This window comes from Sporomusa sp. (assembly GCF_057736855.1).
Genome location: NZ_JBYKYF010000028.1, coordinates 1 through 14,167 on the forward strand (window position 1 = coordinate 1; position 14,167 = coordinate 14,167).

The 14,167-nt window shown below is 41.2% G+C and carries 12 protein-coding genes; 10 read left to right on the forward strand and 2 right to left on the reverse strand.

Going from position 1 to position 14,167, the window contains the following annotated elements; genetic code table 11:
• On the forward strand, positions 1–903 hold a 903-nt coding region (locus AC29Z1_RS03415; RefSeq protein WP_488270056.1), incomplete at its 5' end, for a DegT/DnrJ/EryC1/StrS family aminotransferase.
• Between the two features lie 53 nt (positions 904–956).
• Complete coding sequence (locus AC29Z1_RS03420) at positions 957–2,168, forward strand: nucleotidyltransferase domain-containing protein (RefSeq protein WP_488270057.1); 1,212 nt, start codon at positions 957–959, stop codon at positions 2,166–2,168.
• Positions 2,169–2,296: 128 nt separating this feature from the next.
• On the opposite strand, the gene AC29Z1_RS03425 is transcribed toward AC29Z1_RS03420, so the two are convergent.
• Positions 2,297–4,558: a right-handed parallel beta-helix repeat-containing protein gene (locus tag AC29Z1_RS03425; RefSeq protein WP_488270058.1), complete on the reverse strand. Its 2,262-nt coding sequence runs from the start codon at positions 4,556–4,558 to the stop codon at positions 2,297–2,299.
• A 139-nt stretch (positions 4,559–4,697) separates the two neighbouring features.
• On the opposite strand from AC29Z1_RS03425, the gene AC29Z1_RS03430 reads away from it, so the two are divergent.
• Positions 4,698–5,807, forward strand: a complete 1,110-nt coding sequence (locus AC29Z1_RS03430; protein WP_488270070.1) for an acyltransferase family protein — start codon at positions 4,698–4,700, stop codon at positions 5,805–5,807.
• A gap of 55 nt (positions 5,808–5,862) precedes the next feature.
• Here AC29Z1_RS03430 and AC29Z1_RS03435 read toward each other — a convergent pair whose 3' ends face one another.
• Positions 5,863–6,375: a metal-dependent hydrolase gene (locus AC29Z1_RS03435; protein ID WP_488270059.1), complete on the reverse strand. Its 513-nt coding sequence runs from the start codon at positions 6,373–6,375 to the stop codon at positions 5,863–5,865.
• A gap of 336 nt (positions 6,376–6,711) precedes the next feature.
• On the opposite strand from AC29Z1_RS03435, the gene AC29Z1_RS03440 reads away from it, so the two are divergent.
• The 7 genes from AC29Z1_RS03440 (at position 6,712) to AC29Z1_RS03470 (ending at position 13,995) form a co-directional block, all read left to right on the forward strand.
• Positions 6,712–7,005: a lasso peptide biosynthesis PqqD family chaperone gene (locus tag AC29Z1_RS03440; RefSeq protein WP_488270060.1), complete on the forward strand. Its 294-nt coding sequence runs from the start codon at positions 6,712–6,714 to the stop codon at positions 7,003–7,005.
• Positions 6,995–7,459, forward strand: a complete 465-nt coding sequence (locus AC29Z1_RS03445) for a lasso peptide biosynthesis B2 protein (protein ID WP_488270061.1) — start codon at positions 6,995–6,997, stop codon at positions 7,457–7,459. Before AC29Z1_RS03440 ends, AC29Z1_RS03445 begins: the two co-directional genes overlap by 11 nt.
• Positions 7,460–7,464: 5 nt before the next feature.
• Positions 7,465–7,611 carry a hypothetical protein gene (locus AC29Z1_RS03450; protein WP_488270062.1) on the forward strand — a complete coding sequence of 49 codons (147 nt, stop codon included), beginning with the start codon at positions 7,465–7,467 and terminating at the stop codon, positions 7,609–7,611.
• Positions 7,612–7,802: 191 nt separating this feature from the next.
• On the forward strand, positions 7,803–9,785 hold the full coding sequence (locus tag AC29Z1_RS03455; RefSeq protein WP_488270063.1) for an asparagine synthase-related protein: 1,983 nt from the start codon (positions 7,803–7,805) through the stop codon (positions 9,783–9,785).
• Between the two features lie 59 nt (positions 9,786–9,844).
• Positions 9,845–11,581, forward strand: coding sequence for an ABC transporter ATP-binding protein (locus AC29Z1_RS03460; protein WP_488270071.1), 1,737 nt, complete (start codon positions 9,845–9,847; stop codon positions 11,579–11,581).
• A gap of 67 nt (positions 11,582–11,648) precedes the next feature.
• A complete protein-coding gene (locus tag AC29Z1_RS03465; RefSeq protein ID WP_488270064.1) occupies positions 11,649–12,764 on the forward strand; it encodes a cytochrome c biogenesis CcdA family protein in 1,116 nt (371 codons plus the stop codon).
• 274 nt (positions 12,765–13,038) lie between these two features.
• The gene (locus AC29Z1_RS03470) at positions 13,039–13,995 is read left to right on the forward strand and encodes a hypothetical protein (RefSeq protein WP_488270065.1); all 957 of its coding nucleotides are present in this window, start codon (positions 13,039–13,041) and stop codon (positions 13,993–13,995) included.
• The last annotated feature ends 172 nt before the right edge of the window (positions 13,996–14,167 follow it).

Below are 14,167 nucleotides of genomic sequence, written 5' to 3' on the forward strand. Positions count from 1 at the left end.
CCTATTATCTACGAAGGGGCGATACCGGTATTCATTGATTCTGATTACGATACCTGGAATATGTCTCCCATTGCTCTGCGTAATGCCTTCAGAGATGCTGCGAAACAGCGAAAGCTGCCTAAAGCGGTAATTGTGGTAAATTTATACGGTCAAAGTGCTAACTATGATGATGTACTGGAGATATGTAATGAGTATGGGGTACCTGTTATTGAGGATGCGGCAGAGAGTCTGGGGGCCACATTTCATGGGAGAAAAAGCGGCTCTTTCGGGAATTTTGGTGTCTTTTCATTTAACGGTAATAAAATTATCACCACTTCTGGCGGAGGAATGCTGGTTTCTAATGACACAGCCGCTTTAGAAAAAGCTAGGTTCTGGGCAACACAGGCCCGTGATCAGGCTAGGCACTATCAGCATAGCGAAATTGGATACAATTATCGAATGAGCAATGTATTGGCTGGAATTGGCAGAGGGCAATTACGGGTACTTGAAAAGCGGGTAGAGGCACGTCGGGAGATATTTAACCGCTACTTTACAGCGCTTTCTCATTTTGAAGGTGTTACCTTCATGCCGGAGATATCATCAGGGCGTTCCACGCGTTGGCTTACGGCAATGATAGTGGATCAAGAACACACTAACACAACAGTAAATGATATATTAGATCTTTTGGCAGCAGACAATATTGAAGCTCGTCCGGTATGGAAACCTCTGCATCAGCAACCGGTTTTTAACGGCTGTGCTTACTATCCTCATAGTGAACCCATAAGTGTGTCTGATTATCTATTTAATAATGGTATTTGTCTGCCTTCTGGCTCGAATATGACAGAGGAGGAACAGGGGAGAGTTATCGATGTCATTAAAAAAGCGTTGTCAGGTAAATGGTATTCCATTGCATGTAATTTTTAATATTACGGTCTGATTACATCGTCTTAAGCGGAAAGAGAGAGGGGGCAGCTAGATTGCGAAATGGGTTTCAAAACTGTGATACATTACCAGCGGAATTTAAATTATTACTTGCATGTGTAAGGCCAGTCATTACGAAAAAACAAGCTGCTGGCATTCATACGCTGACTGCTGCGCCGATCAATTGGGACCGTTTCCTGGAATTAGCGGTATTTCATGGTGTTTATGCTATGGTATATCAGTACGTAAATGGATTGGACAAATCCGTTTTTCCCAGGCAGGTGAGCCTTTCGCTAAAGCAAAAAAGCTGGGAGTATATGCATAGATCCTTGCAAATGACGGCAGAACTTGTCACTGTGCTGCAAACATTAGCGGAACAGGGGATACGCGTTGTTGTGCTAAAGGGCATTCCCTTAGCTTATAAAATTTATGGTAATATGGCGTTACGACCCTCTCGGGATTTAGATATCCTGGTAAGGTCGGAAGCTGTGGATGAAGCAAGAAGAGTGCTGGAAACACTGGGATATAGTAGGATTTACCCAGGCTTCGCGGCAACACCCAGGCAAATGCGAAACTGGATGAAAATAGAACATCACTTTAGTTATTGGCATCAAGACAAGCAAGTATTATTAGAACTGCATTGGCAACTAGGGCACCGTGGTACTGAGATTCCCTTGGATGATGTGGAACGTAGTTTGAGTCAGGTCAATATAGCCGGGCAGTTAATACCTGTGCCTGGACCCGAAGAAATGCTGCTGTCGTTGGCTTTTCATGGTGCAAGTCACAAATGGTTTCGGTTAAAATGGCTCTGTGATATCGGGGTGATTATCCATCTAGCAGGTTTTTCCTGGGAAAAGCTATATGCATTGGCCGAGCGTTTGGGGGCTAAACCAGTATTACATCAAGCCATCCTATTATCCCAAACACTTCTTGATGTATCTGTGCCAGAGCATATAAACGCAATGGTTAATGCTGACAAAACGGCACAAACGTTAGCTGCATTAGTATTTCCCTACATGTTTTCTTCTGGCGTTGACGTTACTAACCTCAAAAATAGCTTTCTGGTATATTGCCATGAAAAGAAATATGAATTTTATCTGCAACATGGCTGGAAAAGAAAACTTGCATATTTGCATAGTCTTTTTTCTCCAACAGAAACGGATATTGAATATGTTGATTTACCAGAACAATTATATTTTTTGTATTATGTGATACGACCATGGACATGGTTTAATCGAAGACTGTCAGCTTTTATAGGCAACCAATAGTTTCACAAGAATCGAGTTTTATACCCTAGGTGCTACAAATTGGAAAAGCCCAGTACTTTTTAATAAAGTACCAGGCTCAATAGAACTCTGAATAACTTATTGGTATTGGCACGCAAAGTTTTACATCTTTATATATTTATACTTCCGTTACCTATTTCTGCTTTAGATAGCTGGGATGAGTAGGCAGCATCTCTTTCAATGCTTATTCCTTGAATATAATTATTGTTTAAGACAACGAGAAGTGCCGGTATCGGTGTAGTGTCTTCTAACGCTCGGTATGCACCTGAAAGTTTAATTTTACTGGTGACATTGGGGGAAATAAGGGTATTATCATCTATTTTTACAAACTTTTCCCAATTGATATATAGCACATGGAAATTTGCAATGCGTAAAGGAAGAAATACAGTATTTTGGCTATACTCTACATAATTGAAGTTTTTTATAAAAATGCCTTCTTTGGCAAAAATATAATTATATAATCCTGTTTTGTTATAGGATATTTCATTGTTAGTTACAATTAATCTTGGTTCAGTACCTATTCCCTCCAGGATGATAGAAACACTGTCTATGTCATTATTACTAATAATCGCCTGATTGGCTTTGAAATAAGTGGGCTGATAAGTAGCATCATGTGTGCCTACTAGTTTATTATTGGTAAATGTTAACTTATTGCACGATACCGGGACGGTTCCGGTATACCCCAAGCTGGCTTTTGTATTTATGATACAGTTGTTCATGGTAAAATCGCACTTGCTAATGCTGTCAAGACTATAGTTTTCATTTCTAAAATAGTAATTTCCAGCGTAGACAATGTTTAGTGTGCATTTTTCAAATAGCAGCGAACCTTTCCTAAGCATCCATGACCAGCCGATATCTTTTCTGTCAAAATTAAAAGTACAATTGATAAACTTGACAGTTTCATAGTTATTGCAGGATAGGATAAAAGTCGTGTTATCAAAGGAGCAATTGATATATTGGGGATTACCATCCAGGTACAGGTTTGATTCTACAAAGGCATCTCCGTTGAAAATAAGGTTACTGCCAAAATCACCAGCATTGCTTACCCCGGATCCGTGACATCCATTATAGAGATTGTATTGAGAAACATAATTCTGGCCTTTTGCGCCATGCATGGTTACTCCGCCATAAAATTTATTATGTTCTAATAGTACGTTTCTAGCACTGATGACGACGATGGAGCCATTCTTATTGTCATGAAAATAGCAATTTCTGATAATAATGTTCTGGTTAGTATTATACCCATCCTCAATATCAATACCATATCCTGGTGCGGCACCGCCAACTCCGTGGATTTCGCAATTTTCAACTATGACATTCTGTGAACCAGACAGATTCATGCCTAGTGTCCTGCAACCTGCCACTTCGCAATTTGTTATGAATAATCTATCGGTAGTAGTATTGGCACGTAAAGTCATTGTACTGGTTTTAATTTTTGAATAGTCATATCTAAATGAGATTTTGCATTTAGTAGCACCTGCAGGGAAGTATTGCTTATATACGCCGTCAAAAGTTCTCCGCGTAATGCTGCCTAAATATCTGTTGTTTTCATCGTAAAAATAGACAGTAAAAAAGGTAAGATCAAAATCCAATTCCTTATCGTCTGTGGATGTACCATAACTTCCATAGCCATTTCCATATAAAGAAAACCATCCGACTGTATCAATGATGTCATTAGCTAACGGAAAGTATATATTGGTGCGGGTAAAGTTTTGGTTAGCCATAGGCAACCCATTATTGTCAAAAGTACCGCTTTCCAGATTAGATAAATATATCCACGCAATATGGTTATAATTACCTCCGGTTGTAATTCCGGAGCCGGTGACATTTTTAACTTTTATGCCGTCAATTCGGATGTTCTTACTATTAATAATAAGAATTCCTTCACCCCATGTGTCACCTGTGGTCTTAGAATAATCATGGGTGAGTTTATCGCCTTCGATGATACCATTACATATGGTAACGTTGGTTTTACTGTCAATGAATATGACCTTAGAACGGCTTAACTCGTTTGATTCGAGTTTCAAAGTGGATCCATTGAGATTAAAGGTCATATAACTAGGTATGGTTATAGGTGTATTTTTTTCAATGAGATAATTACCTTGGGGTAATACGGCCTCGGTAAACCCATTGTCTCTTGCCCATTGCAAGGCAGCGTTTATACCTTGTGAAGTGGCTAACGGATTGGTAAAGTCATTGGATATTTTCCAAAAATTTAGATCAATGAAATAACTACCGATTCGAGCGGGGCTTAACGCGTCAACAGCTTGACGGATGGGTGCCTGGTTGCATTCATTATTATTAGCAGCAGAAACTTGAGACGAAAAATTGAGTACTGCCAAGTTGTTGTTATTACCTGATGTATCATGCATGGTATCCCTCCTCGGTGTTAGCGTATCCTGTTAGTAGAATATGTAAATTTTATTCAAAGTGGAACCGAGTAGAGCTTAGTCAGGTTGGTTTTTTCCTGTAGGACTTATATTATGGAGGTGCAACATGCTAGAAAATAGGATGACAGCCGGGAATAGGATTTTCTATTTAGATGGGTTGCGTGGTGTAGCCATCTTACTAGTTGTGTTGTTTCATGCTTATGCGAGGTGGCCTGAGGTAGTTCCGTTTGGGACTCAGTTTGTTGAGTTTCCACTGTTTGCATATGGTTGGTTGGGAGTCAATTTATTCTTTATGATTTCTGGATTTGTTATCTTAATGACCCTAGAAAAATGCATGGATTTTCGCGAATTCATTCTGCGCAGATGGTTTCGGCTCTTTCCAGCAATGCTGATCTGTTCGGTATTGATTTTTTCGACGGCAGCATGGTTTCCTGAACGACCAGGGGGAGCGGTAGTTTTTCGGGATTTGCTTCCGGGATTAACCTTTATTCAACCAGCTGTGTGGACGGTGCTGCTTGGGTCACATCAAGGAAGTTTGGAAGGTTCATTTTGGTCATTGTATGCCGAAATGAAGTTTTATGTAATTTTTGGAATACTATATTTTACTACCGGCTGGCGTATAGCCGTCATGGGTCTAACGGGGATATTTTTTCTTTCTATATTACCAGGGGCGTTAGTAAAGATTGCACCGTATACGGACTTCCGGTTGTTAGGTATGATTATAGATATTGTTAATGCGAAGTATTATGGGTGGTTTGCAGCAGGAACCCTTTATTACAAGTACTACTGCGAACGGCGGTTGTCATTCTTGCTATCTGCAGTTGTGATTGCATTGATCTCGGCGTGGAGCATAGGAGAATTTAAGTTTAATCACAGGATTATCCCACCTATGCTGATAGTTCTTCTGTTTACTTTTTCAGTCACAAATATTCACATTCAAAAAATGCTGACTCGTCCCTGCTTGCTTTTTTGCGGGTATATTAGCTATCCCCTGTATTTACTGCATGAGAACATGATGGTCGCATTGATTGTAAAGATCGGCAAGCTGGCACCTGGCTTGCATCCTATCCTGATGCCGGTATTGCCAATTGCAATTGTTATTGCACTCGGGTGGTTAGTGGCAAGGTTTCTTGAACCATGGGCGCGCGATCAACTTCGCTGGCTGTATCAAAAACTTTGTGCGCTGGCGGGGAGTACACAGCGAAACGTTGCTAGAACAAATAAGTATTAAAAATAAATAATTAGCGACAATCAGATGTACGGATACATGGTCAAGCAACTATGTTCTACCTTAGTTTGTCCGGCAGGTGGGTGTGGGGAAGATGCTTTTTGAGCACGAAAAATATTATCAGTATTCCTCCGCCTATTATTTCTAGCGCAAATATCTGCCGGATAGAAAACCCATACACATGTAGTATTTGTCCCCAAGGTTCGTAGGGTGCTTGTGGTAACTCCGGGAGGTTAATTGGCCAAAGGAGTGCTTGGGGAAAGTGCCACATAAGATCAAAAATATCATGTAGTACCGAACATATCCAGAGAGTCTGGAGTATATTTTTGTGCCGGCTATTGCGAATAAGCTTACTCGTTCCGTACAGGAAACCGAGAAAGAGCAAAGAATGTCCGAAGCTTTTGATAAATGGGTGGCTAGGGAAGAAGAAAATGCCTAAGGGTTTATCGATGAAATCTGGTAAGAGGGAGCCGATTACTATTATTTTGTAATCTATCGGCTGAAGTCTAGCTATGTATGCTGCTGTGCGAACGAAGAAAAGCGTAATTCCCATATGGCCGAGTGGCAACATTCATTAACACCTCTATCCAGTAATTACCATATTATAGTATATTGTATAACTAGGAATTTTAACAGACGATCTGGGTTTACTGTTGCTGATACCAGTAAACCCAGATCGTCTGTTTTTGGCTAGCGGTTGTATCAGAATAGGATTAAATATATCCTTATACATTTCAAGATGTAATAAATGCAACTTATACCACAAGACTTGTCTGGATAAAAATGGAAATTTATACTGAAATATATATGAGCAATTGACTATACTTTGGATTTGTAGGGAATAATTACCATAAGAAAATGTTTACATAGTAAGCAAGTAAGGGGCATTAAACAGGGAGTGGAGAATTTGACATTGCCAAAAACGGTGGAGGTTCATACCATTGTTAGTCAAGCACCTGGATTAGTGGCTGCCGATATGGATGGGGAAACGGTCATGCTAGATATTGAAAATGGCACTTATTATGGATTGGACGGTATTGCCAGTCGCATCTGGAAGCTTATCGAAAATCCTTGTAGCATTCATGAAGTGGTACAAGCGTTACTGATGGAGTATGACGTAGATGAAAAAACTTGTCAAAATGACGTGTTGGCTTTCTTAAATAAGCTTTGTGCCAAAGGGTTGGTTACTATTGTTTATTAGGAAAGTAAAAAAATTTTTTACATTGCCTTTGCGGGAACAATGGCTATTTTTAGAAGCATTTTTCTTAACTGGCGTTGTACGTTTGGCAATTTTACTTTTGCCATTTCGCTGGTTAGTACCTATTCTTGGAAATCAGACGCGGGGAATACCTACTGAAGAAGATGCTATAAAGATTGAAACAGCTAGACGGATTGGGGTCGTAGTTGAAATTGTGAGTCGTTATACTCCATGGGAAAGTAAGTGTCTGGTTCAGGCTTGTGTATGCAAATTGATGCTACGACGCCGCGAAATAAACAATATTCTTTATTTAGGTGTGCGAAAAGATGGGAGTAACGGTCTTGTGGCTCATGCTTGGCTACAATGTGGACAAATAGTCGTTAACGGCGGTTATAGCTTGGAATTATTCACTATTGTCGGCCAGTTTGTTGATGATAGGGAGTACGAAAGGAGGTGAAAACAATGAAATTGTCATGGAGTAATCCACAAATGACAGAGATTAAAGTTGAAATGACCAGCGATCAAAAGATCGGATTTAAGGCTGACGGAGAGAAACTGTCGGATGGCAGCGATTTATGTGGGGATCGTATTCCTTGTGATTGTTCGTAAAATAGTTTATTTGTGCTCATGGTAACAATTTTCCTTACAGGTAAGGAAAATAATTAGCGGCAAGGCTATAAGGCTACTATTAAATAGTCGCCGGCATATGCCGCTTTTTATTTATAGAGTAATCACAATTATATGCAAATTTATGAAAGAATATTTTTCTGAATCATATATGTAAAAAATGGGGAATATGCATGGGGATTATTTTCGGGATGTATTACTATCATGGTAACCCGGTTATAGCCGAATTGGGTTCAGCTATGATGCAACAAACCAATAGCTACTATGCTGATGCTAGGGGTATATGGCAAGGCGGTTCAGTATTGTTGGGGTGTCATGTCCAGCATATCACTCCTGAGTCGACAGGTGAAATCAATCCCTACCATGACGATTTGGCAGGTGTAACGATTACAGCAGATGCTATCATTGACAATCGGGATGAGTTATGTGATAGGTTCGGGATTGACTATTCTTGTCGGGCCAAAGTGCCAGATAATCTATTGATTCTAAAATCGTACCAGAAATGGGGACATGACTGTTTAAAGTATCTTGTGGGTGATTTTGCCTTTGCTATCTGGGATGAAAGACGGCAAGAACTGTTTTGTGCTGTGGATCATACTGGGAGAAGGACGCTTTATTATTATCACTCGGCAGGGCTCTTTGCTTTTGCGACTTTAATTAAACCGCTGTTTATTTTACCGGAGATTGACAGAGTCTACAATGAAACCTGGATTTCAGATTTTTTGGCAATGCCTTCTGTAATGCATCAGCTTGACCCGGAATTAACCTTGTATAAGAACATTTACTTACTACCGGCCGGACATTATCTGGTTGCAAGATCCAAGGGGATAAGCAAGCAGCGTTATTGGCAAGCTGAACAACAATCTGAACTGATATTAAAATCAGATAGCGAATATGAAGAAGCCTTTAGGGACGTTTTCAGCAGCGCAGTGCATTGCCGTATGCGTTGCATACGGCAAGTAGGTATTATGATGAGCGGAGGACTGGATTCTACTTCAGTTGCCTGTATGGCTGCCAGGGAACTGGCTAAAAAAGGCGGTAACATTTTGGCCTTCAGCGCAGTCCCGATGACAGGCTACCGGGACTGGTTGCCTACCTATAGCCTGGCTGATGAAACGCCATTCATTGAAGCGGTGAGGCAACATGTAAGTAATATTGATGTAGTTTACTGCCGTATGGATGGCAAGCATTCGCTAAGTGATACGGATCGACTGCTGGCAATATTAGAGCAACCTTACAAAATTGTTGAAAACTTATTCTGGATTGATGGCATAATGGAGGCTGCGCAAAAACGCAATGTTGGTGTTATGCTAACAGGCAGCTCGGGAGATATGACCATTTCCTGGGGTATGCTGGAACCTTACTTACTGTCGCTGTTCCGGAAGGGTCAGTGGTTTCGTTTGGTTTACGAGGCATGGGCGTTTGCCAGGCGCTGTCGCCGTCCGCTAAAGACTTTGTTACTGTTATTTGAGAGAATAATGCCTTATGAACTGAAAAAGGCGATTAATACGATTAAAGATCCGAACTGGTTTAAGGAGATACAAGACTTGACGCCTATTAATCCTGAATTTGCACGTCGTACTTTTGTACAGGAGCGATTTCGACAGTATGGATATGATCCGCTTTGTATTCGTCCATTAGACTCCATACAGTCACGCAAACAATATCTTAGGCCAGACGTTTTCAGTCATTTAGGTGTTATTGCAACGAAAGAAGCGCTCGCTTATCGTATGGTTTTACGTGACCCTACTTTAGATAAGCGGGTAATAGAGTTTTGTCTTAGCGTACCAGAAAGCCAATATGTTCGGAACGGCAGAGAACGGTTTTTATTACGCCGGGCCATGGCAGGCATTTTGCCAGATAAAGTACGAAAGAATGAGACGGTGAGAGGTAGACAAAGTGCTGATTTAGCTCAGCGACTGCAACCCATTTGGGCAGAAATATCTGCCGAGATAAAGAATATCGGCACACGAGAGGCTGAAAAAAAGTATCTTGACATCGCCAGAATTCAGCGGGAAGTAGCAACATTTACTTCGCTCAAGGATGATGATACCGATAATCCCAAGTTACGCATGCTGATTCGCAGTCTAATTTTTAGCCGGTTTTTGCAACAGGAAGAAAAGAGTAATCGTATTGTTTTACAAAGTTTGGGGTGAGCCATTAATTTATGGACACGCTATTTGTTTACATTAAGGATTTATATCAGTTGTCCCGAATGAAATTTTTGCTTAACCTGTTGCTGATGGTTATACTTGGGATGCTGGAAGGTATAGGCATACTCATGATTATACCGTTATTAATGGTAGCCGGCATTATTCCGGGTATGCAGGAAAACAGTAAGTGGGCTTTAGGGCTTGATCAGTTCTTCCAAAACATAGGAATGACATTGAATTTGCCGTTAGTATTGGCGTTATATACAGGCGTTAATTTTGGACAAAGCTGGTTACAACGTCGCCAAGCTATACTTAACTTTGATATTCAGCAAGAATTTAGTGTTGCTTTATCGGCTAGACTGTTTCGGGCGGTAGCTTACGCCAAATGGCAGCTTTTGGTGACTAAGACAAAAGCAGATATTACCAATACTATTACTTCCGAACTTATGCGGGTTTATTCGGGGATAAATACATTTTTACAAATGGTGGCAATCGCGTTAATCACAATCATTCAAATTATCATCGCGGGTATGATCGCGCCAGGTCTGACTTGCTCCGTGCTAGTAGGTGCGCTTATTTTGTCTGGCTTCTTACGAATATTCTTTAGAAAATCACGTAAGATGGGTGAGAAGATAACCGATTTGAATAGCCGGCTACTTGGTGATCTTACTGAACACTTAAACGGAATTAAAGACATCAAAAGTAATGGTATTGAATCAGATCAGATAGGTAGCTTTATCAAAACCCGTAAGATGATAAAGGACAATCTTAGCGAGTTTATTAAACTGCAAACTCGGGCAGACATGTGTAACAAAGTGGGAGCTGCTGTTTTTGTAAGCTTGTTCTTATTTAGTGCTATTGAAATATTTGCTCTCAATCCTCAGCATTTAATATTGGTTTCTGTAATTTCGGCTCGTTTATGGCCTAAATTTTCTTCCCTACAAATGGGATACCTGAATATCCTTGCAACGCTGCCTGCATTTCGAGTCGCAATGGAATTGGAAAGCCAATGTCGGGCCGCTAAGGAAGATCTGCCAGAGGATGGAGCCAGTAAGAGAATAAAATTGAAGCATGGCGTAGAATTTCGGAATGTTTCGTTTCACTATGAATCAGATCGGACAACCTATGCTCTGGTAAATGCAAATTTTAGTCTTCGGGCCGGAACGACAACGGCCATTGTAGGTGTTTCTGGTTCTGGAAAAAGTACTCTTGTAGATTTATTGATTGGTCTCTTGACACCTGTGAAAGGCACTATTTTGGTTGATGGTGAGCTGTTAGCAAAAAATTTGCGTCCATGGAGAAATTCGATTGGCTATGTTCCCCAGGACCCATTTGTATTAAATGCAAGCATTAGAGATAATCTGTTGTGGGCTTGCCCAAATGCTACAGAGAGTGATATATGGGAGGCTTTACGGCTAGCTGCCATTGACACTTTTGTCAAGGGTTTGCCGGAAGGACTTGATACGGTTGTGGGTGATCGGGGTGTACGTTTATCTGGTGGCGAACGGCAGCGTGTTGTATTGGCGAGAGCCCTTTTAAGAAAGCCATCGGTTCTTATCTTAGATGAAGCTACAAGTTCGCTGGATTCAGAAAATGAAAAACGGATTCAACAGGCCATTGAGAATCTTCAGGGCAAGTTGACCATTGTAATTATTGCGCATCGTATATCTACCATCCGCAATGCTGACAGAATCTTGGTTTTGGAACAGGGCCGGATCATAGAACATGGTAATTACCAATCGTTGATGAACAATCGTTCTGGCCGTTTTCGGGCATTAGCCTGTTCGGCGGCTGAGTAAATTATATATTGGTTTGCTAGATGGTATGATTGTTAGCTGGATAAGCGGGGTTGTAGGAGGAAGTAAGATGAAATATCTTAAAACTATCACGGTTTTGTGGTACTGGGTAAAAAAAATGGCACTAAGCGGTGTTGTGGTCATACTCCTATCACTGATAAGCCAGCAAGCCGAGGCGGCAGTGATAACGTATTATTATTCTGAGAACTGTGAGATCTGTAAAAGCTTCGAGCCAGCCTGGAATCAATTTGTTGCCAGTGAAGATGGCAATCACACGCTAAAACGGAAATCTGTCACGAATGCCGATACCTTGCAAGAGTTAACTGAATATGCTCAGACTCTTAGAGGTCGTCCAAGCCCAAGCATTCCCAGTATATACATAGAATTCGACAATAACCCCCCGATTTTGTTAATGGGCAGTAAGGAGCTTCCATCACTCTATCAGGTAATTGAGCCGGGGACAACAAAAACGCTTAACTATATTCCGCCTAGTCAGGCTATGTCCCAATTCAATCTGTCTATGTTTATTCCCGTCACATTAGCTGCTGCTGATGCGGTCAATCCTTGCGCACTATTTGTATTCATTTTGGCTATAAGTTATGCCACGATATACTCAGGTAAGAAAAAAGCAGTACTGTATGGCATCACGTTCGCGGCTTCGCTTTATGTTACCTATTTCATGGCTGGACTTGCCGGCAAGGTGGTTATTAATCAAATATTTAGCAATGCGAATACCATTGCAGTAATCATGTCTGGAAGTTTATTTATTGTTGCTGGTTTGCATATAAGAACCGTTCTATTTCCCCAGAAAACTGAATTTAGTGAATTATCTGCAAAAACAAAAAGCAAGCTCATCAAATATACCGAAAAATGTGTAACTGTCGGCGGCGCAGCTACTGCTGGTGTATTGTGCGCAATGATTGAACTTCCTTGCACAGGCGGGCCCTATGCTTTTGCCCTTTCCCTTCTAGCTAAGCAATCACTGGCTAAAACCGCACTGTGGCTGGGTTACTACAATCTGATTTTTATATCACCAATTTTAGTGCTGCTAGCTATTCTTGTGATTTCTCCTGAAAGGATAGACAAATTCGAGCAATTGCGAAATAAATACAGGAGACAGCTTCACTTAGCAATGGCCTTGTGTTTAGCGGCTGCCGGTACATGGGGGTTATGGCATTATTACTAAATAGATTATGAAGAAAAACAACTCATGCGGATATAAATGTAACTAATGCGCAAAATATTGCCAGGAAAAAAATGTAAATATATAATAAACTCAATATGGAGTTTTTTGTAAAAATGGGAGGTTCCGGGATGGTAAGCGTGTTCTGGATGGCTTTGTTGTCGTGGGCAGTAGTATTTCTAGTCATGATGGCCGGTACTCTATCTGCAGTACATCGGACGGAAAAAAGTAAAGATGTCAGAAGATAACAAATGTAGGAAAATACCTGAGGTGAGTTATGAAGTATTATCGATATACGGCTTTTGGTATGCAAATTGACTCCGAAATCGTGTTGCCGGGATTGCCTCAGGGAGGAAAAAAGCCGGCTGATGTCAAGATTCTTTGTGGCGATGTACCTGAGAAAATTAATGTACCCTTAAAAGAAACATGTTATTACCAAGCTGCTGTTAATGAGTTTTTATTACAGGTCAAAGGAATTGCTGATTATTATATAGCAAATGGAAAGCAAATTGTTATGCGGTTGGACAATGAGGCTCATTTGTGTGATGTAAGAACATATCTTCTGGGAACCGCAATGGGAGTGCTGCTGATGCAGCGGGGGATTTTGCCTATTCACGGCAGTACGGTTGTTATTAATGGTTGTGGAGTGATATTTACCGGAATATCAGGCGCAGGAAAGTCAACAATAGCTGCAGCGCTACATAAAAAAGGATTTTCCTTGCTGGCTGACGATGTTTCAGCAGTTACGTTTGATCAACGAGGTGTGCCATGGGTGCAGCCCGGATATCCACAACAGAAGTTATGGCAGGCTAGTGCTTCCATAATGGGAATTGACACTACTACACTTGATAAGGTCTGTTCAGATCGAGACAAATATATTGTGCCGGTTAGCAAGGGCTTCCGACGGCTACCTATACCGATTACTGCGGTGTATGAAATTGATGTACAAGCTTGCACAGATGTTTCTATCATACCCTTAAGGGGGGCAGAGAAACTTGTGACAATCATGGGTAATACCTATCGCGCTGAAATGATTAACGGCCTGGGGTTACATGCAGCGCATTTTCAAAAGTGCGCCGCTTTGCTAAACCATGTCCAGGTGTTTCGCCTAACGCGGCCCCCAAATGTGATGTCAGTTGATCGTCAGGTAGCGCTAGTAATCCATCATTTTATGGAATTACAGGCAACAAGTCCGGAGTGGACGGCGCGTAGGTGTAGGAAAGCGGGAGGATAGTGTTCTGTGCACAGCGATATCTATGAAAGAGGTGAACGATGTGTTCAAAAAAGTATGGACTGAACCGGAAGCAAAAGAGTTAAATATACTGATGACATTCGGTCCTGGTGGCCCTGGCGGTCCTGGTGGCCCTGGCGGTCCTGGTGGCCCTGGCGGTCCTGGTGGCCCTGGC

Excerpts from the sequence above, each read along its gene's own strand:
- AC29Z1_RS03450 (WP_488270062.1), top strand. The coding sequence starts at position 7,465 with ATGAAATTGTCATGGAGTAATCCACAAATGACAGAGATTAAAGTTGAA.
- AC29Z1_RS03455 (WP_488270063.1), top strand. The coding sequence starts at position 7,803 with ATGGGGATTATTTTCGGGATGTATTACTATCATGGTAACCCGGTTATA.
- AC29Z1_RS03460 (WP_488270071.1), top strand. The coding sequence starts at position 9,845 with ATGAAATTTTTGCTTAACCTGTTGCTGATGGTTATACTTGGGATGCTG.
- AC29Z1_RS03470 (WP_488270065.1), top strand. The coding sequence starts at position 13,039 with ATGAAGTATTATCGATATACGGCTTTTGGTATGCAAATTGACTCCGAA.
- AC29Z1_RS03465 (WP_488270064.1), top strand. The coding sequence starts at position 11,649 with ATGAAATATCTTAAAACTATCACGGTTTTGTGGTACTGGGTAAAAAAA.
- AC29Z1_RS03435 (WP_488270059.1), bottom strand. The coding sequence starts at position 6,375 with ATGTTGCCACTCGGCCATATGGGAATTACGCTTTTCTTCGTTCGCACA.
- AC29Z1_RS03430 (WP_488270070.1), top strand. The coding sequence starts at position 4,698 with ATGACAGCCGGGAATAGGATTTTCTATTTAGATGGGTTGCGTGGTGTA.
- AC29Z1_RS03425 (WP_488270058.1), bottom strand. The coding sequence starts at position 4,558 with ATGCATGATACATCAGGTAATAACAACAACTTGGCAGTACTCAATTTT.